Below are 22,680 nucleotides of genomic sequence, written 5' to 3' on the forward strand. Positions count from 1 at the left end.
GAGCGCTCGGAGAGCGCGAACCGCGAGGCTGGGGAGGCGTGAGGTGCGGTTGCGGCGCTGTGCGGGGCGGGACTCGAAGGGGCAGCCGCGAGGGCGCCGTAGGCGACGTAAGCACCGCAGCGAGCGGAGCGAGCGAGGAGCGCAACGAGCGTACGGCGCCCTCGCGGCCGGGGCTTTGGAGGTGGTCTCGATCGCTCCGTCGACAACCACTTATAAACAAACGGCCGAGGCCTCGGGGACGTTCGCCGCAGAGTCGTCGTTCAGCTACACACACTCAACCGTACTGCCGTTCGGGCGTTTATAAAAGTCGAAACGGAATCGGACTCCCTATTCCACGCGCTCGCCCGCGGCGAACACCGCCTCGGGATCCTGCCACGCCGTCACGTCCTCGGTCGGGTCGGCGTCGAGGAGGACGAGGTCGGCGCGGTACCCTTCCTCGATGCGACCGATGTCGTCGAGCCCGAGCAGGTCGGCGGCGTTGACGGTCGCCGCCTCCAGCGCCCCCTCGGGCGAGAGGCCGTGGTCGACCATGTACGCCATCTCCTGCGGAATGTCCGCGAAGAAGTTGAACGGCGTGCCGGCGTCGGTACCCATCGCGATCGGCACGTCGGCCGCCAGCGCGTGGTCCCACGCGTCGTCGAAGCGGTTCGCGGCGTCTTCCGCCTTCGCGACGGCGTCCGCGGGGATCCCGGCCTCGACGCCGTTGTCGACGATGCCGCGGAGCGCGCTCGCGGTCGGCACCCAGTAGGTACCTCGATCGGCCATCATCTCGGCGGCATCCCGGTCCATGAACGTCCCGTGCTCGACGCTGGAGATCCCGGCCTCGACCGCGTTCTTGATCCCCGCCTCGCCGTGGGCGTGGGCCGCGGTGGGGGTGTCGGTCGGCGCGGCCGCGTCGGTGAACGCGGCGAGCTCCTCGGGGGTCAGCTCGGGGGCGCCCGTCACCGCGCCCTCGGTGAGGACCCCGCCGGTGGCCATACACTTGAGCACGTCCGCGCCCGCCTTCAGCTGCTCGCGGGCCGCCTTCCGGACCTCGGCCGGCCCGTCGGCCTCGCGCCCGAACCAGTTGCCGTGGCCGCCGGTCATGATCACGTTGCGTCCGCACGCGAGGACCCGGGACCCGTCGATGTCGCCGGCGGCGACCGCCGCGCCCGCGTCGAGCGCGAGCGTCCCCCGGCTCCCGAGGTCGCGGACGGTCGTGACGCCGGCCTCGACCGCCGCTTCGATGTTGCTCGCGGCCCGGTAGCTCGCCGTGTAGTCGCTGTCGGGCACCGCGGTCGAGACGTCCGGTCGTCCGTCCATCATGACGTGGACGTGCGCGTCGATGAGCCCGGGCGCGACGATCTCGCCGGCGGCGTCGACCTCGGTGACTCCGCCGCTCCCGTCGCCGTCGTCGACCGCCGCGACCGCCTCGTCGACGCGCTCCGGGTCGCCGACCGCGACGATCTCCCCGCCGGCGACCGCCACGTCGGCCTCGCGACTCCCCGCCGCGTCGACGACTCGCCCGCCTCTGAACGCGTACATGCCCGTACGAGCGGGCGTTCGACGGGTAAACGCTCGGATCGCGGTAGCCCGGCGGGGCGCCCGAGAACCGCCGTCGTCCACCCCTGTTTATAAACGGATGGCCGGAGACGCCCCCTTGTATGGGAACGACTGACAAATCCGACCGACAGGGCGGCCTGTACGAGCGACGCATCGGAACGCCGACGACGAACGACGAGGTGAACGGCTACTGGCTGTTCGGGTTCGGCGTGCTGCTCGGGCTCGCCGGGGTCGCGCTGTTCTCCCTCACCGAGGCGGCGACGGGAACTCGCGGCATCGCGTACGCGCTGACGGCGCTGGCCCCCCCGTTCGTCATGCTCGGGGCCGTGATACGCTTCCCGCTCCGCCGAGCGGGGACGTACCTCGGCTACCTCGGAACCGCCGTCAGCGTCCTCGGCGTGGTCTGGTTCGTGAACATCTTCCCGGACGGCTGGTTCACGGCGTCCGGCGACCCGACCGTGATCGCGCTGTACGGCGTCGGACTGCTCCTCATCGGGCTCGCGGGGACGGTCGTCCCGCTGCTCTCCGACCCGGTGTACGAGGACTACGAGCGGATGCAAAGCGAGGCGGCCGCCGCGACCGCCGAGCGCGACGAGACGAGCGCCGAGCTGGAGGCGGCCCGCGAGGAGCTGGCGTCGACCCGCGAGGAGCTGGCCGCCGCCGAGGAGCGCGCGGACGAGCTCGACGCCGACGCCGCGGCCGCGCGCGACGAGGTAGCGTCGCTCCGCGAGAGCAAGGCCCGGTTCGAGCTGTTCGAGGACGCGGGCGGGAAGCCGCGCTGGCGGCTCCGCCACCGCAACGGCAACGTCATCGCGACCGCCGGGCAGGGGTACAGCAGCCGCGGGAAGGCCCAGCAGGGGCTCCACAGCGTCCGGCGGAACGCGCGCGGCGCCGGGCTCCTCCGGATCGAGACCGCGGTCGAGGAGGCCGAGACCGTCGCCGACGACGACGGGCCGGAGCCCGAAGACGCCGCGGAGCCGGCCGTGGCGGTCCCGATCGACGACGACGAGATCGCGAGCGCGGCGACGTTCGAGCTGTTCGAGGACGCGGCCGAGGAGTGGCGCTGGCGGCTCCGCCACGACAACGGGAACGTCGTCGGCGACTCGGGCGAGGGGTACGCCTCGAAGTCGAACGCGAAGCGCGCGCTCGCGACGGTCCGCGAGCGCGTCGCCGCCGCGGACTACCTCCGCGTCGACCCGACCGCCTTCGAGCTGTTCCGCGACGCGGCCGGGAAGTGGCGCTGGCGGCTGATCCACGAGAACGGGAACGTGCTCGCCGACTCGGGCCAGGGGTACTCGTCGCGCTCGAAGGCCCGCCAGGGGCTCGACAGCGTGCGGTCGAACGCGGCCGAGGCGGCCCTCGAAGTCGACGGCGAGGAGACCGAGAGCGGGAGCGCGAACGCCGCCTTCGAGCTGTACGAGGACGCGGCCGGAGAGCACCGCTGGCGGCTCCGCCACGACAACGGGAACGTCATCGCCGACCCGGGCGAAGGGTACGCTTCCAAGTCGAACGCGCGGGACGCGATCGGCCGGATCCGCGAGTACGCCGCCGACGCCGACGTGCTGGACGTCGGCAGCGCCGCCTTCGAGATCTACGAGGACGCGGCCGAGGAGTGGCGCTGGCGGCTCCGCCACCGCAACGGGAACGTGCTCGCCGACTCGGGCGAGGGGTACGCCTCCCGCTCGAACGCGGTCGAGGCGGTCACCAAGGTGAAACGGAACGCCCCCGGTGCCGGCGAGGAGACGGTCGACGCGGCCGAGTGAGGAGTCGGGCGGTCGGCGTCTTGTTTTTATTTAAACAGCGAATTAGGACGCCGCAAGCAGCTTCAGCCGCAGCTCGCGCTCGTCGACCTCGTACTTGAACGCCGGGTGGCCGTCGATCAGCACGTAGGGGACGCGCTCGCCGTACTCCTCGGCGAGCTCGGGGTCCTCGTCGACGTCGACCATGTCGAGGTCGATCGCCACGTCGAGGGCCGCGGCGGTCTCCTCGATGGTCTCGCGGGCGGCGTCACAGAGGGCGCAGTCCTCGCGGGTGTACACCGTCACGGGGACCGTCGCGTCCGACTGGCTCATGCGAGCCGGTAGGGCGGTCGGCGGTGAGTCGCTTTCGGTCGCCTCAGAACACGTCGGGGTCGTCGCCGATCTGCCGTCGCCCGCTGATGACGCTCGGCGTGCCGCCCGTCTGGATGATGTTGAACGCGGTCATCAGGTCCGAACGGGAGATGATCCCGACGAGCCGCTCCTGGCGGTCGACGACGGGCAGCCGGCCGACGCCGTGCTCCTGCATCGTCTGGAGCGCGGTCATCGCGTCGGTCTCCGGACCGACCCCGACCACGTTCGTGGCCATCACGTCGCCGACGGTGTACGCGTCGCGCTCGACCTCGCGGACCGACCGGGCGTCCTCCAGCGTCACCATCCCGACGAGGTCGTCGCCGCGGAGCACGGGGTAGCCCGTGTGGCGCTCCTCGAACATCCGGCTCATCAACTCGGCGACGGAGGCGTCCTCGCTGACGGTGTGGAGCTCCTCGCGACCGGTCATCACGTCGCCGACGGTGACGTCCTCGAAGGCGGCCTTCAGCGTGGTCTGCTGGGCCTCCCCGGAGGCGGCGATGTAGATGAAGAAAGCGAGCACGATCAACAGCAGCTGGAAACTGAGTAGCCCGACGATTCCCATCACGAACGCGAACGCCTTTCCGACCGCGGCGGCGCGCTGGGTCGCCTGCGCGTGCGGCTGGTTCCGGGCCAGGAGCGCCCGGAGGACGCGCCCGCCGTCCATCGGGAACGCCGGGAGCATGTTGAAGACGGCGAGGACGACGTTCAACAGCGCGAGGTAGCCGAAGACGAACGGCACGGCGTTCGACCCGACCGGCGCGAGGGCGAACACGGCGTAACAGCCGACGCCGACCGCGACGCTGACGATCGGCCCCGCGACCGCGATCCAGAACTCGTGTTTCCAGTCCTCGGGAAACTCGGCGAAGCTGGCGAGCCCGCCGAGCAGCCACAGCGTGATCGACTCGATCTCGTAGCCGTACCGCATGGCGACGACCGAGTGGCCGAACTCGTGGAGGAGGACGCCGACGAACAGCCCCACCGCCGCCGCCAGCCCGAGGACCCACGGCGTGAGCCCGCCGGCGAGCGCGGTCGGGTCGATCCCGGCGCCGAGCGTCTCGTTCATCACCTCGGCGATCATCCCGACCTGCGAGCCGATGAGGTAGGCGAACAGCGGCAACACGATCAGGAACGTCCAGTTGAGCCTGACCGGGATCCCCAGCGCCGTCCCGATCTTGAGTCCTCGCATGTCCCCGCGTTGGTCCGGTGAGGGGTTAAACGTCCGGGGGTGAGGGACCGAAACGCGCGACGGCGATACCGACCGACGGACCCGACCGCCTCGCCGCCGACTATAACCCCCTCGCCGTCGATCGGTCGGTATGGACGACTCCACCACCGAGGGGGCGACGACCGCCGCGGACGCGGTCCTGAAGCGCGGCGACGAGGTCGCCTACGAGGCGGTCGACGCCGCCGACGGGCTCCGGAAGGGCGTGCTCGTCGACGAGTCGGACGGCGCCCCGAACTTCGCGATGCGGCGGTTCGAGCTCGCGCCCGGCGCCGCGGTCCCCCGACACACGAACGCGGTCGAGCACGAGCAGTACGTGCTCGCCGGCGAGTACGTGGTCGGGATCGGCGAGACGGAACACGTCGTCTCCCCCGGCGACGGCCTCCTGATTCCGGCGGGCGTCGAGCACTGGTACCGGAACGAGGGCGAGGCGCCGGGCGCGTTCGTCTGCGTGGTTCCGAACGGCGACGACGAGATCGAGCTCGTCGAGTAGGCGCCTCATCCCGTCCGATCGTGGTTCGATCGCCCGACGGTCGTTCGGTCACCCCGCGCGCTCACTCGATCGTCCCGACTCGGTCGGCGACGTAGCCGAACTGGTCGCGGTAGCCGTACGGCGACAGCAACACGGGGTAGAAGGGTTCGTCGGCGCGGAGCTGCTCGTCGCCGGCGGCCGCGAACGCCTCGACGACCTCGACGCGCTCGAAGTTGCGCGCGAACACCTCGTACGCCTCGGCCTCCGGCTTCGGGATCCGGTCGCGGAGGCGGAACACCTCGACCGCGTCGCGGCCGCCCGCGTCGACGGCGTCGTCGGCGCCCGGGGCCGGCAGCGCGCCGGTCGCGGTCAGGAACGCCCGCGTCAGCCAGTAGGCGTTGTCGGCGGCCCCGTCGGAGCCCTGCAGGCCGGCCTCCACCTCCAGGGTGTGGGGGTGCTCGATGAGCCGCCCCTCGGTGAACGCGTCGGTCTGGATCACCACGTCGACCGGAAGGTGGGGGGCGACCGCGCGGGCGACCTCGTCCATCGAGTCGATCACCGCGAACGGCTCGGCCGAGGACTGCGTCGAGTGGATCGAGAGGGTGGTACAGCCCTCGACCTCGTCGAGGAGCGCGGCGGCGAGCCGCTCCTCGCGAGCGTCGGCGTCGGGGTCGCCGGGGAACGCCCGGTTGAGGTCGGCGTCGAGGTAGCGCACCCCTGCGTCGAGCGCCGCCTCGTTGGCGACGATCAGCCGCACCGGACGCTCGACGTCGGGGTCGCTGTCGAGGAGGCGTCGGACCGCGCGGGCGCCGCAGGGCTCGTCGCCGTGGATCGCGCCGACGACCGCGACCTCGGGCTCGCCCTCGCCCAGATCGTGTATCTCCATACGGCGAACAGGCGCTCGGCGGGTAAGTCGCGTTCGGATTCAGTGCGCCTCGTCGATCCGGTCGGCGTACTCGTAGTCGGCCGGGTACGCCTCCGGGCGCGCGTCGTCGAGAGTGATCCGCCACCCGTCGATCGCGGCGGGGTCGTCCAGCGCGGCCCGCAGGGTCTCGCGCACCTCGGCGACGTCGACGCCGTAGAAGTCGCCCGGGACGCCCCGGAGGTACTCCAGCGCGGTCTCGAACAGCGATCGCATCCCCGCGTCGCTCTCGAAGTCGACCCGCTTGTACGCGCCGGCGGCGACCTGCACCATCCCGTGGAGGAAGGCGCTCTCCGTCGTCCCGCTCCCGTAGTTGTACCACTCGTCCTCGAAGCAGTCGTGCGACTCGTGGTACTCGCCCGCGTTGAACAGCCGGACGCCGTGCTCGGTCGCCCGGCGGAGCGTGGCGTGCTCCCAGTGGCCCCCGGCGAGCCGGGCGTCGTCGGGGGTCGAACCGCCTTCGCCGTCGCCCTCGCCGGCCGCGTGCCACCCGGTCGGGTCTCCGAGCGGCGGGGCGACGCCCGGGTCCCGGGTGTGCTCGTCCATGCGGACGCCTCTCTGGCGCAGCGACCTAACCGTTTCGCGGCTCGGGGGCACTCCGGACCCCGCCACGTGCCCGGCCCGGCCACGTACCCGGCCGCGCCCGGCGACCGGATCGAACGCTTCTTTCCGGGACCGGGCGTCGGGTCGATCGATGGAGTTCGGACTCCTCTCCGCGATCGGGGCCGCGGTCGTCTGGGGAACCTACGTCTTCGCGCTCAAGCGCTCCTTCTCCGGCTACCCGCCGGCCGGGCTCACGGTGCTGATCAACGCGTCGGCGATCGCCTGGTTCCTCCCGGTGACCGTCGCGACGAACGACCTCGGCGCGGGGGCGCTCGCGAGCGACCCGCTCGGCGCGCCCGGGGCGGTCGCGCGGTCGCTGGCGGCGGTCGGCCCCGCGGCGGCGGCCGTCGTCGCCGGCACCGCGGCGGCGACCGCGGCCGCGTTCGTGCTCTTCCTGCGGGCGATCGAGGACGGCGACGTCTCCTACGTCGCGCCGATCAACAAGGTCGTCCCGATGTTCGTGCTCCCGCTGGAGGTGCTCCTGCTCGGGCAGGTGCTCGCGCCGGTCCAGGTCGCCGGGGTCGTCGTCACCACGGCGGCCGTCTACGTCGCGAACTACGAGCCGGGGAGCCTGCTCGCGCCCCTCGCGAGCGCGGCCCGCTCCCGCCCCGCCCGGCTCGCCCTGGTGAGCGCGGCGTGCTACGCGGTCGCCGACCTCGGGAAGCGCGTGGGGCTCCAGGAGCTCGCGATCCCCGGCACGCTGTGGGTCCCCCTCCTCCTCGCCGGGGCCGGGCTCGTGCTGCTCCCGGCCGCGGTCCGGACTCCGCCGGCCGTCTCCCGAGGCGACGCGCCGAAGTTCCTCGCGGCCGGCGCCCTCGTCGCGCTCGGCGAACACCTGACGACCGTCGCGTTCGCGTCGCTCCCCGCGAGCGTCGCCTCGCCCGTGATCAACACGCAGGCGATCGTCGCCGTCGTGCTCGGCGGGGTCCTCCTCGGCGAGCGCTACTTCCGCGTCCGCCTCGTCGCCGCGCTCCTCGCCGTCGTCGGCGTCGCGATGATCGCGCTGTGAGTGGCCGCGCCCTCGCGGCGAGGCGGCGTCGGGGCGACCGCCCGTCGGCGTTGCCGCCACCCGTGGGACACTTGAGCGACCGGTCCGTGTCAGTAGTATGGACACGGCGCCGGAACTGACCCCGACCGACCACGCCGAGTCGATCGTGAACGCCCCCGGCGACGGCGCGTACGTGCTCGACGCCGACCGGAACCGCGTGTTCGTCAACGACCGGCTCCGCGAGGTGACGGGGTTCGACGACGACGTGCTCCGCGCGAAACACCCGGAGCGCGTGGTCGCGGAGGGCTACTGGAGCCCCGAGGCGGGCGACCGCTACCGCGCCGCCGTCGAGCGCGTCCTCGCGGGCGAGACGGCCGACGAGCGGGTCCAGCTCACGACGACGCTCGGCGACGGCAGCGAGGTGACCACGGAGACGCGGCTGACCCCGATCGAACGCGACGGGGCCGTCGTCGGCGCCGTCGGCGTCATCCGCGACGTCACCGACCGGGTCGAGCGCGAGCGCGACTTAGAGCGGCTTAACGAGCGGCTCGAACGCCTCGCGGGCTTCCTCTCGCACGACCTCCGGAACCCGCTGTCGGTCGCGCAGGGATACCTCGCGATGGTCCGCGAGACCGGCGAGACGGAGCGACTGGAGCCCGCCGAGGCGGCGCTCTCCCGGATCGAGGCGCTGATCGACGACGCCCTCGTGATGGCCCGCGACCCCGAGGACATCGAGATCGACGCCGAACCGGTCGACCTCGGCGACCTCGCGGCCGACTGCTGGGCGTCCGGCGACTTCGGGGACCCGCCGGCCGACGCCGAGCTCGTCGTCGACGACCCCGGTTCGGTCCGCGCCGACCCCGACCTCCTCAGGCGGGCGGTCGGGAATCTGCTCGAAAACGCCATCGATCACGCCGGAAGCGCCCCCACGGTCCGAGTCGGGGTCGACGACCGCGGCGCGTACGTCGCCGACGACGGCCCCGGGATCCCGGCCGACGAGCGCGAGGCGGTGACCGAGTTCGGCGTCTCGAACGACGACGGCACGGGGATCGGACTCGCCATCGTCGAGCGCGTCGCGGCCGCGCACGGCTGGACCGTCGCCCTCGGCGAGTCGCCGTCGGGCGGGTTCGAGGCGCGGCTGGTCGGCCCCGAACCGACGGGATAAAGACCTGCGGAACCGAACGCCGGGTCGCGTGCGAGGGTAGCCAAGCCCGGAAACGGCGGCGGACTCAAGATCCGCTCCTGTAGAGGTCCGTGGGTTCAAATCCCTCCCCTCGCATGAGCGCGTCACAGCGCGCGAATGCACAAGCGGGAGGATTTGAATCAGGGAGCGCCTCCGGCGCGACCGTGGTTCAAATCCCTCCCCTCGCATCGCCGGGGTCCACCCCCGTGATGCGGGAAGACGCTCTCGGAGCGCTCTTCCCTCGCAAAACTTCATCCGAAACCCGACAAGCGACGGCTAGGAAGACCGATACACGATGCGGTGGCGCGCGCCTCCGAGCGGCCGCCGGTGGCGGCCGCGAAGGAGCGCGTGCGAGGGAGTCGGTCGTCCGGAGCAACGCGGAGGACGACCGACGAGGCTGGGGAGGCGTGAGGTGCTGTGCGGTTGCGGTCGGGTGGGACTCAAAGGGGCAGCCGCGAGGGCGACTTAGGCGACGAAAGCACCGCAAGGAGCGAGCAGCGCGAGCGACTGAGGAGCGCAGCGAGCGTAAGTCGCCCTCGCGGCCTGGGGCTTTGGAGGGTTTCACCAGTAATCCGGTGTCAATCGCGTCTGGCCGAGCGGCTGGGGCTTTGGTGGTTGTCGGTCCGTGCTCATCTACCTATAACCAAGCGGGTGTGATTTCGGAGCCGTTCACTGCCGGTCCGTAACCGTCCACTCAGACATCCGATACCCGTTCCGCAAGCGCGAATCCGGCGAAGGCGACGACGGCCAGCTGGACGCCGACGCCGACGGCGGAACCGACCCCGGCGACCGCGTTGACGAGGATGGGCCTCGGATCGAGGACGAACAGCAGCGCGGCGCTCGCACCGAGGTACGCGACTGCGGCGACGACGCCTGTCGCGAGCACGGTCGCACTGTCGCCCTCGGTCGAGCGCCGCCGCCGTCCGACCGCGACGGCGACGCCGAACAACAGCCCGTAGACGAGCGCGAACGTGACGAAGCGGCCGCCGAAGGTGTAGGCGGCCAGGACCCGCGGCGACGGGACGCCGATCGAGGTTTCGAGGAGGATCGGTGCGAGACGGCGGTTCACGGCCATCGCGACCGCCACGACGGCGGCGACCGCGGGCGGGATCGGGGACCAGTTCATGCCGAGCGAGCGGTGCGGCCGCCCGTCACGAGTGCCTTTCGTTCCGGGCGCGCTCTCGCCTCGCCGCCGCACCGCCTCGCCTCCGAGCGACACGGCTTTTTATCCTCACCCGCGAACCGCTACCCATGACCGAACGAACGCGTCGCGAGTGGCTCCGAATCGCCGGCGGCGTCGGCGTCGCGGGACTCGCCGGCTGCAGCTCGCTCGGCGACGACCGGTCGACCGACAGCGCCGACTCGCCCGACGCCGACGCCGAGTCCGACTTCGAAGGCGTCGACCTCCCGCTGGCCCTCGACGACCGACCGCAGTCGGCCGACGGGATCGCCTCGCAGTTTCGACAGGGGCTCCGGAACCACGGCCACATCGACGCGACGATCCCGGAGGCCGTCGAGGTGGCGTGGAGCGTGCCGGCGAACCGCGGCGACCACACCGCCTCGAAGGGGAGTCCGATACGGGCGCCGTCGGGCGACGTCCTCCTCGCCGACGACACGGGTCGGATCCAGTCGATCGCGCCCGACGGGACGGTGCGCTGGTCGACCTCGATCTCCGACGACGACCGCGGGAGCCACGGCACCCCCGCGATCGCGGACGGCACGGCCTACGTAGGGACCTACGACGGCGTCGTCTCCGCGGTCTCGGTCGCGGATGGGGAGATCGAGTGGCAGACCGAGGTCGGCGACGCGGCCGCCGCCAGCCCGACCTACCACGAGGGGCGGCTGTACGTCGCCGTCGAGTACGCGACGCCGAGCGGGACCGTCGTCGTCATGGACGCCGAGAGCGGCGAGGTGGAGTGGCGCGACGACCGGCCGACCGACCACCCGCACTCGACCGTCGCCGTCGACTTGGAGCGGGACCGGTTCCTCTTCGGCTCGAACGACGGCCACGTCTACGCGTGGTCGCTCTCAGGCCCCGAGCGCGCGTGGACGTTCGACACCGGCGGCGACGTCAAGGCGCCGATCGCGGTCAGCCGCGGGATCGCGCTCGTCCCGTCGTGGGCCGGCACCGTCACCGCCGTCGACGTCGCGGACGGAACCGGGCTCTGGGAGTTCGAGACCGACGAGTCCGTGTCGCCGACGGACGACCCCGACCCGGGCCGGACGGGCGGGGTCATGTGCGCGCCCGCCGTCCACGACGGGACGGTCTACGTCGGGAGCCACGACAGCAACGCCTACGCGATCGACTTAGCGACCGGCGAGGAGCTGTGGTCGACCCCGACGGACGGGTGGATCACGGGGAGCGTGACCGCGACGAACGAGCACGTCTTGGTCGGCTCGTACGACACGCGCCTCTACGCGCTCGACCGGGCGGACGGCTCGGTGACCTGGTCGGTCGAGGGTCGGGGCGACGTGAGCAGCGCGCCGCTCGTCGCCGACGGCGCGATATACTACGCCGAGCGCGCCCCGGAAGACTCCGACGAGCCCGGGCTGTGCTACAAGCTCGTCGCGTCCGAGTGACGCGGCCGGCTCGAAACGCGGACCGCCGAGCCGCCGACCCCCGCGAGAACGTCACGAACGTCCAGTCGAAACGGAGGGTCCGAAACGGTTTTGCCGGCCCCTGACGGACGGTCGATATGCCAACGGATCCCGACACAGGGTACGACCCGTCGCTGGGTCGGAAGTTCGTGTTCGTCACCGGCGGCGTCATGTCCGGGCTGGGGAAGGGGATCACCGCCGCCAGCACCGGACGGCTCCTCGCGAACGCGGGCTTCGACGTGACCGCGGTGAAGGTCGACCCCTATCTCAACGTCGACGCCGGGACGATGAACCCCTACGAGCACGGCGAGGTGTACGTGCTGAAGGACGGCGGCGAGGTCGACCTCGACCTGGGCAACTACGAGCGCTTCCTCGGCACCGACATGACGTTCGACCACAACGTCACCACCGGGAAGACGTACCAGCACGTCATCGAGCGCGAGCGCGCCGGCGACTACCTCGGCAAGACCGTCCAGATAATCCCCCACGTCACCGACGAGATCAAGCGCCGCATCCGCGAGGCCGCCGAGGGCAGCGACGTCTGTCTCGTCGAGATCGGCGGGACCGTCGGCGACATCGAGTCGATGCCCTTCCTGGAGGCGCTCCGTCAGTTCGCCCACGAGGAGGACGACGAGGACATCCTCTTCACCCACGTCACGCTCGTCCCCTACTCGAAGAACGGCGAGCAGAAGACGAAGCCGACACAGCACTCCGTGAAGGAGCTCCGGTCGATCGGGCTCCAGCCGGACATCCTGGTCGGGCGCTGCGAGGACCGGCTAGACCCCGCGACGAAGGAGAAGATCGCCCTGTTCTGCGACGTTCCCACCGACGCCGTCTTCTCGAACCCCGACGTCGAGGACATCTACCACGTCCCGCTGATGGTCGAAGACGAGGGGTTAGACGAGTACGTGATGGAGCGGCTCGGGCTCGCCGACGAGGCGCTCCCGAAGTCGGAGCGCTCGACCGAGTGGCGCGAGCTGGTCACCCGCGACCGCGACCGTGACATCGACGTCGCCCTCGTCGGGAAGTACGCCCTCGAAGACGCGTACATGTCGATCCACGAGGCGCTGAAACACGCCGGGATACACACCGAGACCGAGGTCAACGTGCTCTGGGTCGACGCCGACGAAACCAGCGCCGAGCACGAGGAGCGCCTCGCCTCGGCCGACGCGGTCGTCGTCCCCGGCGGCTTCGGCTCCCGCGGCACGGACGGGAAGATCGAGGCGGTCCGCTACGCCCGCGAGAACGACGTGCCGTTCCTCGGGCTCTGTCTCGGCTTCCAGATGGCGGTCGTCGAGCACGCGCGCAACGTGCTCGGGCTGGCGGGCGCGCACTCCGCGGAGATCGACCCCGACACCCCCCACCCGGTCATCGACCTGCTCCCCGACCAGTACGAGACGGAGGACATGGGCGGGACGATGCGGCTCGGCGCCCACGAGACCGACATCGAGCCGGACACGCTCGCGGCGCGGGTGTACGACGCCGACGCCTGCACCGAGCGCCACCGCCACCGCTACGAGGTGAACCCCGAGTACATCGAGGAGTTGGAGGCCGACGGGCTGACCTTCTCCGGGCGCGCCGACAACCGGATGGAGATCCTCGAACGCCCGAACCACCCGTTCTTCTTCGGCACGCAGGCGCACCCCGAGTTCCGGTCGCGGCCGGACCGCGCGAGTCCGCCGTTCGTCTCGCTCGTCGAGGCGGCGCTGGAATCGACGGACACAACCGAGCGGAACGCGGACGTGAGGCTATAGATGGTCGAGACGGACGAGTTCATCGCGGAGGCGAAAGCGGAGATCCGGGAGGCGATCGGCGACGCGAACGCCGTGATCGCCCTCTCGGGCGGGGTCGACTCCTCGGTCGCGGCGACGCTCGCGTACGAGGCGGTCGGCGACCAGCTCACCCCCGTCTACGTCGACACGGGGCTGATGCGGAAGGGGGAGACCGACGAGATCCGCGACACCTTCTCGTTCATGGAGTCGCTGCGGGTGATCGAGGCGCAAGAGCGCTTCTTCGACCGGCTCGCGGGCGTCACCGACCCCGAGGAGAAGCGCCACGTCATCGGCGAGGGGTTCATCGACGAGTTCGAGACGGTCGCGCGCGACGTCGACGCCGACTTCCTCGTGCAGGGGACGATCTACCCCGACCGCATCGAGTCGGAGGGGAACATCAAGTCGCATCACAACGTCGGCGGACTGCCCGAGGTCGTCGACTTCGAGGGGATCGTCGAGCCCGTGCGCGACCTCTACAAGGACGAGGTCCGCGAAGTCGCCCGCGCGCTCGGCTTAGAGGAGATCATCTCCGAGCGCATGCCGTTCCCCGGCCCCGGGCTCGCGGTCCGGATCGTCGGCGAGGTGACCCCCGAGAAGGCCGCGGTCGCCCGCGAGGCGACCCACGTCGTCGAGGAGGAACTGGAGGAGTACGACCCGTGGCAGGCGTTCGCCGCCGTCCTCGGGAAAGCCACGGGCGTCAAGGGCGACAACCGCGTGCACGGCTGGGTCGTCGCCGTGCGCTCGGTCGAGAGCCGCGACGGGATGACCGCCCGCGCCCAGGAGATCGACTGGAGCACGCTCCAGCGGATCCAGAGCCGGATCACCGGAGAGAACGAGAACGTGGCGCGCGTGGTGTACGACGTGACCCACAAGCCGCCCGCGACGATCGAGTACGAGTGATGGCGGGGACTCTCGCCCGCCCCGACGGCGGCCGCGCCGAGGGCGACGTCGCCGTCGTCGCCGGCCCCGACGAGCACGGACTCGGGGAAGAGCTCGCCGCGCTCGGCGTCGAGATCCGCCGCATCGAGGGGCTCGTCACCGCCGACGCGCTCGCCGGCGCCGGGACCGACGAGGCCGATTACTTCGTCCTCACCGACGTCGAGGAGGCGACCGGCATCCCGATCGCCAAGGAGCTGAATCCCGACGCCCTCGCCGTGACGTACGCCGAGCGGTCGCTGCCGGAGTTCGTCGCGGGCGTCGCCGACCTCGCGATCGACCCCGACCTGATGGACGCCGCGACCGTCGCCGAGGAGCTGGTCGACGGCGCCGCCGACCGCGCGGCGTAGCCGGCCCGGTCGGTCGCGTCCGACCGCTCCGAGAGCGGGCGCGGTCCCACCCTCGTTCCGCGAGCAGTAGCGTTATTTCTGTCTCTCACGTAGGCTGATATGGTATGTCACAGCAGGAAGTGAAAGAGGAGCTGTACGTCGATCAGTACACGCTCGGGCTGGTGGGGCCCGACCAGGAGTGGGCCGGCACCGTCGCCGACGGCGGAACGGTGAAGACGTACACGCCGCCGGGGTGTTGGGGGCCGATGGTCACGCCCTCGTTCCGCGGGGGCCACGAAGTGACGCGCCCGATCCGCGTCGAGGGCGCCGAGGTCGGCGACGCCGTCGCGATCCGCATCCGCGACGTGGAGGTGACGAGCATGGCGACGAGCACGGGGTCGATGGCCGAGCGCGAGGAGGCGTTCCGCGACGACCCGTTCGTCGACCACCGCTGCCCGGAGTGCGGGACGACGTGGCCCGACTCGGTCGTCGAGGGCACCGGCGAGGACGCGATCCGCTGCGCCGAGTGCGGTGCCAACGCCTCCTCGTTCGGCTTCGAGTACGGCTACACCGTCGCGTTCGACCACGAGAACGCGGTCGGCGTCACCCTCGACAAGGACGGCGCCCACGAGCTCGCGACCGACGCCGACGAGGTGATGGACATCCCCGAGAACTCCCGGCAACACCCGATCCTCCTGTACGAGCCCGACGGGATGCCCGGCACGCTCGGTCGGCTCCGGCCGTTTATCGGCAACATCGGAACGACGCCGCCGGTGACGATGCCCGACTCGCACAACGCGGGCGACTTCGGGCAGAGCCTCATCGGCGCCGACCACGACTACGGCGTCGAGACCGAGGCGGACCTGGCGAAGCGCACCGACGGTCACATGGACATCCCCGAGGTCCGGCCGGGCGCCACCCTCATCTGTCCCGTCGCCGTCGACGGCGGGGGGATCTACGTCGGCGACCTCCACGCGAACCAGGGCGACGGCGAGCTCTCGCTCCACACCACCGACGTGAGCGGCACCGTCACCATGGACGTCGAAGTGATCGAGGACCTCGAACTCGACGGCCCCGTCCTCCTCCCGAACGAGGCGGACCTCCCGTTCATCAGCGCGCCGTACACCGACGCGGAGCGCGAGGCCGGCCGCGAGCTCGGCGCGGAGCACGGCGTCGAGACGGAGACGGAGATGGCGCCGATCCAGGTGGTCGGCTCCGGCGCCACGGTCAACGACGCCACGCAGAACGCCTTCGACCGCGCGACGAAGCTGCTGGACATGAGCGAGGGCGAGGTTCGGGGGCGCTGCACGTTCACCGGCGGCGTCCAGGTCGGCCGGCTCCCGGGCGTCGTCCAGCTCGACATGCTGGCGCCGCTCGACGTCCTCGAAGCGCGCGGCCTCGACGGGCTGGTCCGGGAGCAGTACGACCTGTAGCGCCGACGGCGGTCGTCCGGCCTCGCCGCCGCCCTCGGCTGCCCCGAACGGCACCTATATCACACCGCTCCCGGATCCGTCGGACGAGCAATGATGCGCCACGACGTCTCCATCGTCGGCGGCGGCTGCGTCGGGCTGTCGGTCGCCAAACACCTCGCCGAGCGCACCGACCTCGACGTCGCCGTCCTAGAGAAGGAACACCACCTCGCCTCCCACCAGAGCGGCCGGAACTCCGGCGTGCTCCATCCCGGGTTCAACTACCCGCCGGGCTCGAAGAAGGCGCGGTTCGCCACCGAGGGGACCGCCCGCATGAAGGCGTACTGCGAGGAGCACGATATCCCCTGTGATGAGCTCGGCGTCCTCGTCGTCGCGACGGACGACGAGGAGGCGGCGCGCCTCGACGACCTCGCGGAGCAGGCCGAGGCCAACGGCGTCGCCTACGAGCGGCTCGACTCCCGCGAGGCGATCCGCGCGCACGAGCCCCACGCCGAGGGCCAGGCCGCGTTTCGCGCCCCGGAGGCCGCCTCCGTCGACTCCGAGCAGTACGTCTACGCGCTCGCCCGCGAGGCACGGGATCTCGGCGTCACGATCTACACCGGGTACGAGGTCTCGCGGATCGAGGAGGCGGCCGAGGGGTACCGGCTCGCGACGAGCAACGGTCGGTTCGAGGTCCCGTACCTCGTCAACGCCGCGGGGCTCCACGCCGACACGCTGGCCCACCAGGTCGGCGTCGGCGAGGAGTACCAGGTGGTCCCGTTCCGCGGCGAGTACTACGAGGTACGGCCCGAGCGCGCCGACCTCTGCGAGACCATGATCTACCCGACGCCGAACCCCGAGCTCCCCTTCCTCGGCGTCCACTACACCCGTCGCACGGACGGGAAGGTGATCGTCGGCCCCAACGCGGTGCTCGCGTTCGGCCGCGAGGCGTACGACAACACGGACGTGAACCCCCGCGAGCTGCTGGAGACGCTCACCTACGGCGGCTTCCGGCGGCTGCTCGCCTCGCCGCTGATGCTCTCGGTCGCGTGGGCGGAGCTGAACAAGTCGTACCGCAAGGGGAAGTTCGCGGCGGCGTCACAGAAGCTCGTCCCCGACGTGCGCGCCGAGGACCTCCAGAAGAGCTACGCCGGGATCCGCGCCCAGCTCGTGAGCGCGGACGGAGAGTTAGTGAAAGAGCCGCTGTTCGTCGAGCGCGACGACGCGGTTCACGTCCTCAACGCCGTCTCTCCGGGGCTCACCTCCTCGCTGCCGTTCGGCGAGCACATCGCGGAGCGGCTCGCGGCGAAGGTGACGGTTTAAGTCCCGGCCGTCCGACGTTGCCACCACCACTCGCCGGATGTCGCCGCCGGGCTCACCGCTCCCGCGCGGCGCGTCCCTCGCGTCCGAGACCATGACACCACACGCGTTCATCCCGACTCGCGGCGGCCCCGTCCGGGCCGCCACCGACGGTCGCATCGCCCCTCGAGAGGCCTCTCCTCCTCGCGAGCGCCAGACTTCCCCGGCACGAGGGCGCCGATGAGCCGCGGTCCGGACCGGCTGCCGGTCGAGGACCGGCTCCACGGCGACCTCCCGATCGTCGACGCGGAGACCGCGGCCGCCGCGCTCGACGCCGACGCGACGGTGCTCACGAGCGGCTTCGGCAGCGTCGGCTACCCGAAGGCGATCCCGCTCGCGCTGGCGTCGTCGCCCCGCGACCTGTCGCTCACGCTCGTCGCCAGCGGGAAGGTCGGCGACGAGATCGACACCGAGCTCGTCGGGTCGGGACAGGTCGAGCGCCGCTTCTCCTACCAGTCGTCGCGGGTCGCCCGCGAGAAGACCGACGCCCGCGAGATCGCCTTCAGCGACCGCAACGCCTCCTCGATCGGCGACGAGGTCCAGTACGGGGGGCTCGTCGACCCCGACGTCGCGGTCGTCGAGGCGGTCGCGGTCGGCGAGGACTGGTTCGTCCCCTCCACGTCGCTCGGGCAGGTCCCCGCGTTCGTCGAGGCCGCCGACGAGCTGTACGTGGAGCTGAACCGCCACCAGCCGCTCGAACTGCAGGCGCTCCACGACGTGTACCGACCGGACGCGCCGCCGGACCGCGAACCGGTCCCCCTCACCGACCCCGGCGAGCGCATCGGGACCCCCCACGTCGAGTTCGCCCCCGGGAAGCTCGCGGGCGTCGTCGAGACGGAGACCCCCGACTCGACGTACACGTTCCGGGACCCGACCGACGACGACCTCGCGATCGCTGCCAACCTCGGATCCTTCCTCCGAGAGGAGCTGGAGCGCTCGCCCGTCTTCGACGACGCGGTCCACCTCCAGTTCGGCGTCGGCTCGCTCGGCAACGCGCTGATGGGCGAGCTCCAAGCGCTCGACTTCGGCGACCGCGAGGTGGTCTACTTCGGCGAGCTCATCCAGGACGGCCTCTTCGACATGCTCGACGCTGGGGGGCTTGCGGCCGCCAGCGCCACGTCGCTCGCGCTCACCGACGAGGGCCAGGAACGGCTCTTCGAGGACGTCGAGCGCTACGCCGAGGACGTGGTGCTCCGGCCGGCCGATATTTCGAACCACCCGGGGCTCATCGACCAGTTCGGCGTGATCGGTGTCAACAGCGCCATCGAGGTCGACCTCTACGGGAACGTCAACTCCACGCACGTCCGCGGCGAGCGCATGATAAACGGCGTCGGCGGCTCGGCCGACTTCAATCGGAACTCCCTGATCACGGTGTGCGCGCTCCCCTCGACGCTGAACGACGGCGCGGTCTCGCGGGTGGTCCCGCAGACGTTCCACGTCGACCACACCGAGCACGACGTCGACGTCTTCGTCACCGAACAGGGCGTCGCCGACGTGCGCGGGCTCTCGCCGGTCGAGCGCGCGGAGCTGCTGATCGAGCGCTGCGCGCACCCTGCATTCGCGCCGGAGCTCCGGTCGTACCTCGACGACGTCTGCGAGCGCGACTACCACATCCCGCAGGACGTCGAGCGCGCCGCGGAGTGGTTCGAGTAGGCGGACTGAGTGGGTAAAAATCGGTTACGCCGTCCGCGCACTCACAGCACTTTGAGGAAGATGAGCAGCCACCAGACGTAGCCGCCGGTGAGCGCGAGCGCGGTGAGCAGTTCGAGGACGCCGACGTACTTCTCCCCGTGGGTCCGGCGGAACGCCTGCACCTTCTCGACCTGTCTCCAGGCCGGCATCAGCGGATCCGGGATGATCTCGCCGAGGCCGCCGGCCTGCTGTGCGGACTGCTCCGCCACCGCCTCGGGGGAGTCGTCGTCGCTCATTGGCTCGCCCCCCTGCCGAACGGCAGTCTGAGCCCGCGGATCATCACCTTCTCGGCGACGAAGACGGCGGCGAAGACGGCGATCCCAGCGAGCTTCGCGACGTTGCTCGGGTACGCCATGATGAAGACGCCGAGCGTCGCGAGCAGGGCTCGCGCGCCGATCTTCTTGCCGGGGCTCATCTTGAACGGGTAGTTCAGCCCGTAGATGATCGTCACCGCGCCGAGCAGGACGAGCAGCCCGACGTACAGCGTGTTGAGCCCGGGCTCCATCGAGATCATAACGGGGTTGTAGACGAACGCGACCGGGAGGACGAACAGCGGCGCGGCGATCCGGAGCGCGGCCCCGCAGGTCCGCCAGAAGTTCGCCTCCGCGATCCCCGCCGCGATCACCGCCGCGGTCGCCACCGGCGGCGTGATCCCGGCGAGGATGGCCGCGTAGAACATCGTGTAGTGGGCCGTGATCGGCTGGACGCCGAAGTCCGAGACGAACGTCGGCACGATGAGGATGGCGACGATGACGTACGCCGCGACCGTCGGCATGCCGACGCCCATCAGGATGGCGACGGCCATCCCGAGCAGCACGGCGAACAGCAGCACGCCGCCCGAGATGTTGATGAGCAGCAGCGCGATCTTCGCCGGGATGCCGGTCGTGCTGAAGAGGTTCACGACCCCGCTGATGACGACCAGGATGATCGCGATCGGCGCCAGGATGATCGCGCCGCGGCGGATCCCGTGGACGGTGTTTTTCACCTGGGTGACGAACTCCCCGACCGGACTGGTGCCCGAGTTGTCGACGAGCCGCTGGAGCGGCGGCATGAGCACGCCCGTGAGCATCATCGCGACCACCGTGTACAGCGCGGAGGTCATCACCGTGTACTGTGCGAACCCGAGCAGGTAGATGAGAATTCCGAACGGGACGCCGAAACGGAGCGCCTCGAACAGCTTCTTCTCGGTCGAGAGCTCCTCGTCGAAGAACTCGGAGAACTCCATGTCCTGGCTGCTGGAGTCGGAGATGGCGAGGTAGTGGACCGCGATCGAGATGGACACGACCAGGATCGCGGCCGGCACGAGGCCGGCGACGACGATGTTGAGGTAGGGGACGCCGAGGTACGACGCCATCACGAACGCCGAGGCCCCCATGACGGGCGGGAGCACCTGTCCGGAGGTGGACGCGACCGCCTCGATGCCGGCCGCGCGGTGGCCTTTCATCCCCGCCTCCTGCATCGTCGGGATGGTGAACGAGCCCGTCATCGCCGCGTTGGCGGTGTAGGAACCGTTGATCGAGCCGATGACCGCCGAGGAGAGGACGGCCGTCTGGGCGATCCCCGACTCGATGTACTTCGCGGCCACGATGGCGACCCGGAGGATGAGGTCGAACGCGCCGTACGCGAACAGCAGCCCGGCGTACAGCAGGAACGGCGCGATCCACGAGGCCGTGATCTGCGTGAGGCTCCCGTAGAACCCGTACAGGTCGGTGACCGTCGCCTGCAGCAGCGTCGCCTGCTGCATCCCCGCGTGTCCCAGTACGCCCGGGACGACGTTGCCGTACATCGCGTACGCGAAGACGCCGATGACGAGCCCGAGGAACACGTTCCCGAACTCGCGCCACGTGAGGTACATCAGCGAGAGGATGACCAGCCGCGCGAGCATGTACTCGTGTTCGAGGGCGTACCCCTGCCGCTGGAGGTAGACGTCCTGGAAGTTGACCGCGAAGAACGCCGACGCGGTCATCAGCGCCAGCGACGCGGGGATCAACACGGCGCCGTCGATCCAGTCGCCGTCGCTGATGGCGAGCCGCGTCTCGTTGATCGCGTACACGGTCAGGATGCCGCCGACGAACGCGGTGGCGAACCGCACCTGCGAGATCGCCTGCGTCTGGGCCCAGTAGAGCACCCCGGCCCAGAACAGCAGCGCCGCCGCCGTGACCGTGACGTCGAGCCCGCGTAACAGTCCGGATTCGGGTTCCGCCGAGGCCGTTTCCGTGCTCATGGGCGCCAGTGTCCGTCAGGTGAAATATTCGTCGGGCCGGGCATGCGTGATCGTGTCATAGTTGCTGTCTGAATTGTCGGTTGCGCGTTCGATGATTTTAACTTACTGATCGGGGCCCCGGAGAGCGGGGAAAAAGCCGGGTTACCGGCCGATCAGGCGCTGTCGCCTTCGGTCAGGCTGTCGTCCCACGCGTCGTTGTCCTGGTAGTACTGCACGGCGCCGCGGTGGACCGGGATGTTCTCGCGGGCCGACGCCAGCATGTCCGCGGTGGACCCGAAGTCGTTGAACTGCGCCTCGCCCTCGTTGACGACGTCGTTGTGCTCGTCGACGACGCGGCACAGCTCGTAGACGGCGTCCGGGTTCGCCTCGGGGTTGAACGTGTAGTTGACCTCCAGGTTCCAGTGGAACACCTCGTCGGTGCCGATGTCGGTGCCCGCGATGGACCAGTCGTCGTAGCTCGTGGTGCCGGTGCCGGCGCCGTCGTACGACTCGGCGGACTCCATGAGCGCGTCCGTCGGCTCGACGTAGTGAACGTCGACGCGGGAGGCGATCTCCTGGACGAACCCGGTGTAGCGCACGCCGGGCGTCCCGTACGCGATGGAGGCGTCGATCGTTCCCTCCTCCATCGCGCCGGGCGCGTCGCCCACGCCCATGTTCTGGATGTTCATCTGGTCGTACACGTCCGCCGTCGGGTCCTGCGACCAGACGTCGAGCGTCGTCGCGCGCGTCGAGTACCCCGGCTCGGCGGGATAGACGTTCGCGCCGGCGAGGTCGTCGAACGTCTCGATGTCCGTGCCGTCGCGGGCGATGACGTAGATGCTGTACGGGAACGCGTAGAACCCGTACTGCGGGATGCGCTCGACGGGCTGCTCGGAGAACGCCCCGCTCTCGCTGAGCGCCTTCGACAGCGAGTTGTTGTCCGTGATCCCGGCGTTGAACTGGCTGTTCGCCATCCGGCGGATCGTCCCGATGTAGCCCGGGCTCTCGATGGTCGAGTACTCCAGGCTGTCGCTCTCCTGGCTCACCGCGCGCTCGACGGCGAGGCCGACGTCCTGCGTCCCTCCGGCCGACGTCCCCACGCGCAGCGAGAGGTTCTGGCTTCCGCCGTCGCCGCCGTCCTCGCCGTCGGATCCGTCTTCACCGTCCATCCCGTCGGAGCCGTCGGAGCCGTCCGACCCGTCGGACCCGTCCGATCCGTCGCCGCCGTCGCCGCCGCTACAGCCGGCGAGTCCGGCGATACCTACCGCGCCCGTACCGTACAGGAACCTGCGTCGATTAACTGAGTTATCTGCCATGCTCAATCCTGACATTGCGGTCG

General features: G+C 70.7%; 20 protein-coding genes and 1 tRNA gene. 12 read left to right on the forward strand and 9 right to left on the reverse strand.

The window, feature by feature from the left end; translation table 11 throughout:
• Nucleotides 1-327: 327 nt before the first annotated feature.
• On the reverse strand, nt 328-1,524 hold the full coding sequence (locus SD626R_RS10445) for a metal-dependent hydrolase family protein (protein WP_092566309.1): 1,197 nt from the start codon (nt 1,522-1,524) through the stop codon (nt 328-330).
• 119 nt (nt 1,525-1,643) lie between these two features.
• Here SD626R_RS10445 and SD626R_RS10450 point away from each other — a divergent pair, with 119 nt between their 5' ends.
• A complete protein-coding gene (locus tag SD626R_RS10450) occupies nt 1,644-3,305 on the forward strand; it encodes an HVO_2922 family protein (protein ID WP_092566310.1) in 1,662 nt (553 codons plus the stop codon).
• Nucleotides 3,306-3,347: 42 nt separating this feature from the next.
• Here SD626R_RS10450 and SD626R_RS10455 read toward each other — a convergent pair whose 3' ends face one another.
• Nucleotides 3,348-3,614 (reverse strand): glutaredoxin family protein, encoded by a 267-nt coding sequence (locus tag SD626R_RS10455; protein WP_092566311.1) that lies wholly within the window; start codon nt 3,612-3,614, stop codon nt 3,348-3,350.
• 43 nt (nt 3,615-3,657) lie between these two features.
• Nucleotides 3,658-4,839 carry a CBS domain-containing protein gene (locus tag SD626R_RS10460; protein ID WP_092566312.1) on the reverse strand — a complete coding sequence of 394 codons (1,182 nt, stop codon included), beginning with the start codon at nt 4,837-4,839 and terminating at the stop codon, nt 3,658-3,660.
• 130 nt (nt 4,840-4,969) lie between these two features.
• Here SD626R_RS10460 and SD626R_RS10465 point away from each other — a divergent pair, with 130 nt between their 5' ends.
• Nucleotides 4,970-5,368, forward strand: a complete 399-nt coding sequence (locus SD626R_RS10465; protein WP_092566313.1) for a cupin domain-containing protein — start codon at nt 4,970-4,972, stop codon at nt 5,366-5,368.
• Nucleotides 5,369-5,429: 61 nt separating this feature from the next.
• On the opposite strand, the gene SD626R_RS10470 is transcribed toward SD626R_RS10465, so the two are convergent.
• On the reverse strand, nt 5,430-6,233 hold the full coding sequence (locus tag SD626R_RS10470) for a M14 family metallopeptidase (RefSeq protein ID WP_092566314.1): 804 nt from the start codon (nt 6,231-6,233) through the stop codon (nt 5,430-5,432).
• A gap of 39 nt (nt 6,234-6,272) precedes the next feature.
• Nucleotides 6,273-6,815, reverse strand: a complete 543-nt coding sequence (locus SD626R_RS10475; protein ID WP_092566315.1) for a DUF309 domain-containing protein — start codon at nt 6,813-6,815, stop codon at nt 6,273-6,275.
• A 148-nt stretch (nt 6,816-6,963) separates the two neighbouring features.
• Between SD626R_RS10475 and SD626R_RS10480 the strand changes: the two genes are divergently transcribed.
• From SD626R_RS10480 to SD626R_RS10490, 3 genes are all read left to right on the forward strand, one after another.
• Entirely contained in the window at nt 6,964-7,881 is a 918-nt protein-coding gene (locus SD626R_RS10480) for an EamA family transporter (RefSeq protein ID WP_092566316.1), read from the forward strand.
• A 97-nt stretch (nt 7,882-7,978) separates the two neighbouring features.
• On the forward strand, nt 7,979-9,025 hold the full coding sequence (locus SD626R_RS10485; RefSeq protein ID WP_092566317.1) for a sensor histidine kinase: 1,047 nt from the start codon (nt 7,979-7,981) through the stop codon (nt 9,023-9,025).
• A 30-nt stretch (nt 9,026-9,055) separates the two neighbouring features.
• A tRNA-Leu gene (locus SD626R_RS10490) sits at nt 9,056-9,139 on the forward strand.
• A gap of 598 nt (nt 9,140-9,737) precedes the next feature.
• On the opposite strand, the gene SD626R_RS10495 is transcribed toward SD626R_RS10490, so the two are convergent.
• Nucleotides 9,738-10,262: a hypothetical protein gene (locus tag SD626R_RS10495; RefSeq protein ID WP_241996644.1), complete on the reverse strand. Its 525-nt coding sequence runs from the start codon at nt 10,260-10,262 to the stop codon at nt 9,738-9,740.
• A gap of 32 nt (nt 10,263-10,294) precedes the next feature.
• Between SD626R_RS10495 and SD626R_RS10500 the strand changes: the two genes are divergently transcribed.
• The 7 genes from SD626R_RS10500 (at nt 10,295) to SD626R_RS10530 (ending at nt 19,099) form a co-directional block, all read left to right on the forward strand.
• Complete coding sequence (locus SD626R_RS10500; protein ID WP_092566319.1) at nt 10,295-11,623, forward strand: outer membrane protein assembly factor BamB family protein; 1,329 nt, start codon at nt 10,295-10,297, stop codon at nt 11,621-11,623.
• 116 nt (nt 11,624-11,739) lie between these two features.
• On the forward strand, nt 11,740-13,395 hold the full coding sequence (locus SD626R_RS10505; RefSeq protein ID WP_092566320.1) for a CTP synthase: 1,656 nt from the start codon (nt 11,740-11,742) through the stop codon (nt 13,393-13,395).
• Entirely contained in the window at nt 13,396-14,313 is a 918-nt protein-coding gene (gene guaA / locus SD626R_RS10510; RefSeq protein WP_092566321.1) for a glutamine-hydrolyzing GMP synthase, read from the forward strand.
• Nucleotides 14,313-14,699, forward strand: a complete 387-nt coding sequence (locus SD626R_RS10515; protein WP_092566322.1) for a DUF7126 family protein — start codon at nt 14,313-14,315, stop codon at nt 14,697-14,699. Before guaA ends, SD626R_RS10515 begins: the two co-directional genes overlap by 1 nt.
• 104 nt (nt 14,700-14,803) lie before the next feature.
• The gene (locus SD626R_RS10520) at nt 14,804-16,111 is read left to right on the forward strand and encodes an acetamidase/formamidase family protein (protein ID WP_092566323.1); all 1,308 of its coding nucleotides are present in this window, start codon (nt 14,804-14,806) and stop codon (nt 16,109-16,111) included.
• Nucleotides 16,112-16,201: 90 nt separating this feature from the next.
• A complete protein-coding gene (gene lhgO / locus SD626R_RS10525; protein ID WP_092566324.1) occupies nt 16,202-17,410 on the forward strand; it encodes an L-2-hydroxyglutarate oxidase in 1,209 nt (402 codons plus the stop codon).
• A 216-nt stretch (nt 17,411-17,626) separates the two neighbouring features.
• Entirely contained in the window at nt 17,627-19,099 is a 1,473-nt protein-coding gene (locus SD626R_RS10530; RefSeq protein ID WP_092566325.1) for an acetyl-CoA hydrolase/transferase C-terminal domain-containing protein, read from the forward strand.
• 41 nt (nt 19,100-19,140) lie between these two features.
• On the opposite strand, the gene SD626R_RS10535 is transcribed toward SD626R_RS10530, so the two are convergent.
• The 3 genes from SD626R_RS10535 to SD626R_RS10545 all read right to left on the reverse strand — a co-directional run bounded on the left by SD626R_RS10535 (nt 19,141) and on the right by SD626R_RS10545 (nt 22,657).
• Nucleotides 19,141-19,374, reverse strand: a complete 234-nt coding sequence (locus SD626R_RS10535) for a hypothetical protein (RefSeq protein ID WP_092566326.1) — start codon at nt 19,372-19,374, stop codon at nt 19,141-19,143.
• Entirely contained in the window at nt 19,371-21,362 is a 1,992-nt protein-coding gene (locus SD626R_RS10540; protein ID WP_092566327.1) for a TRAP transporter permease, read from the reverse strand. The genes SD626R_RS10535 and SD626R_RS10540 overlap by 4 nt, the downstream gene beginning before the upstream one ends.
• A 152-nt stretch (nt 21,363-21,514) precedes the next feature.
• Complete coding sequence (locus SD626R_RS10545) at nt 21,515-22,657, reverse strand: TAXI family TRAP transporter solute-binding subunit (protein ID WP_092566328.1); 1,143 nt, start codon at nt 22,655-22,657, stop codon at nt 21,515-21,517.
• Nucleotides 22,658-22,680: the final 23 nt, after the last annotated feature.

The sequence above is a fragment of the Halorubrum sp. SD626R genome (assembly GCF_001261915.1).
Taxonomy (GTDB): domain Archaea; phylum Halobacteriota; class Halobacteria; order Halobacteriales; family Haloferacaceae; genus Halorubrum.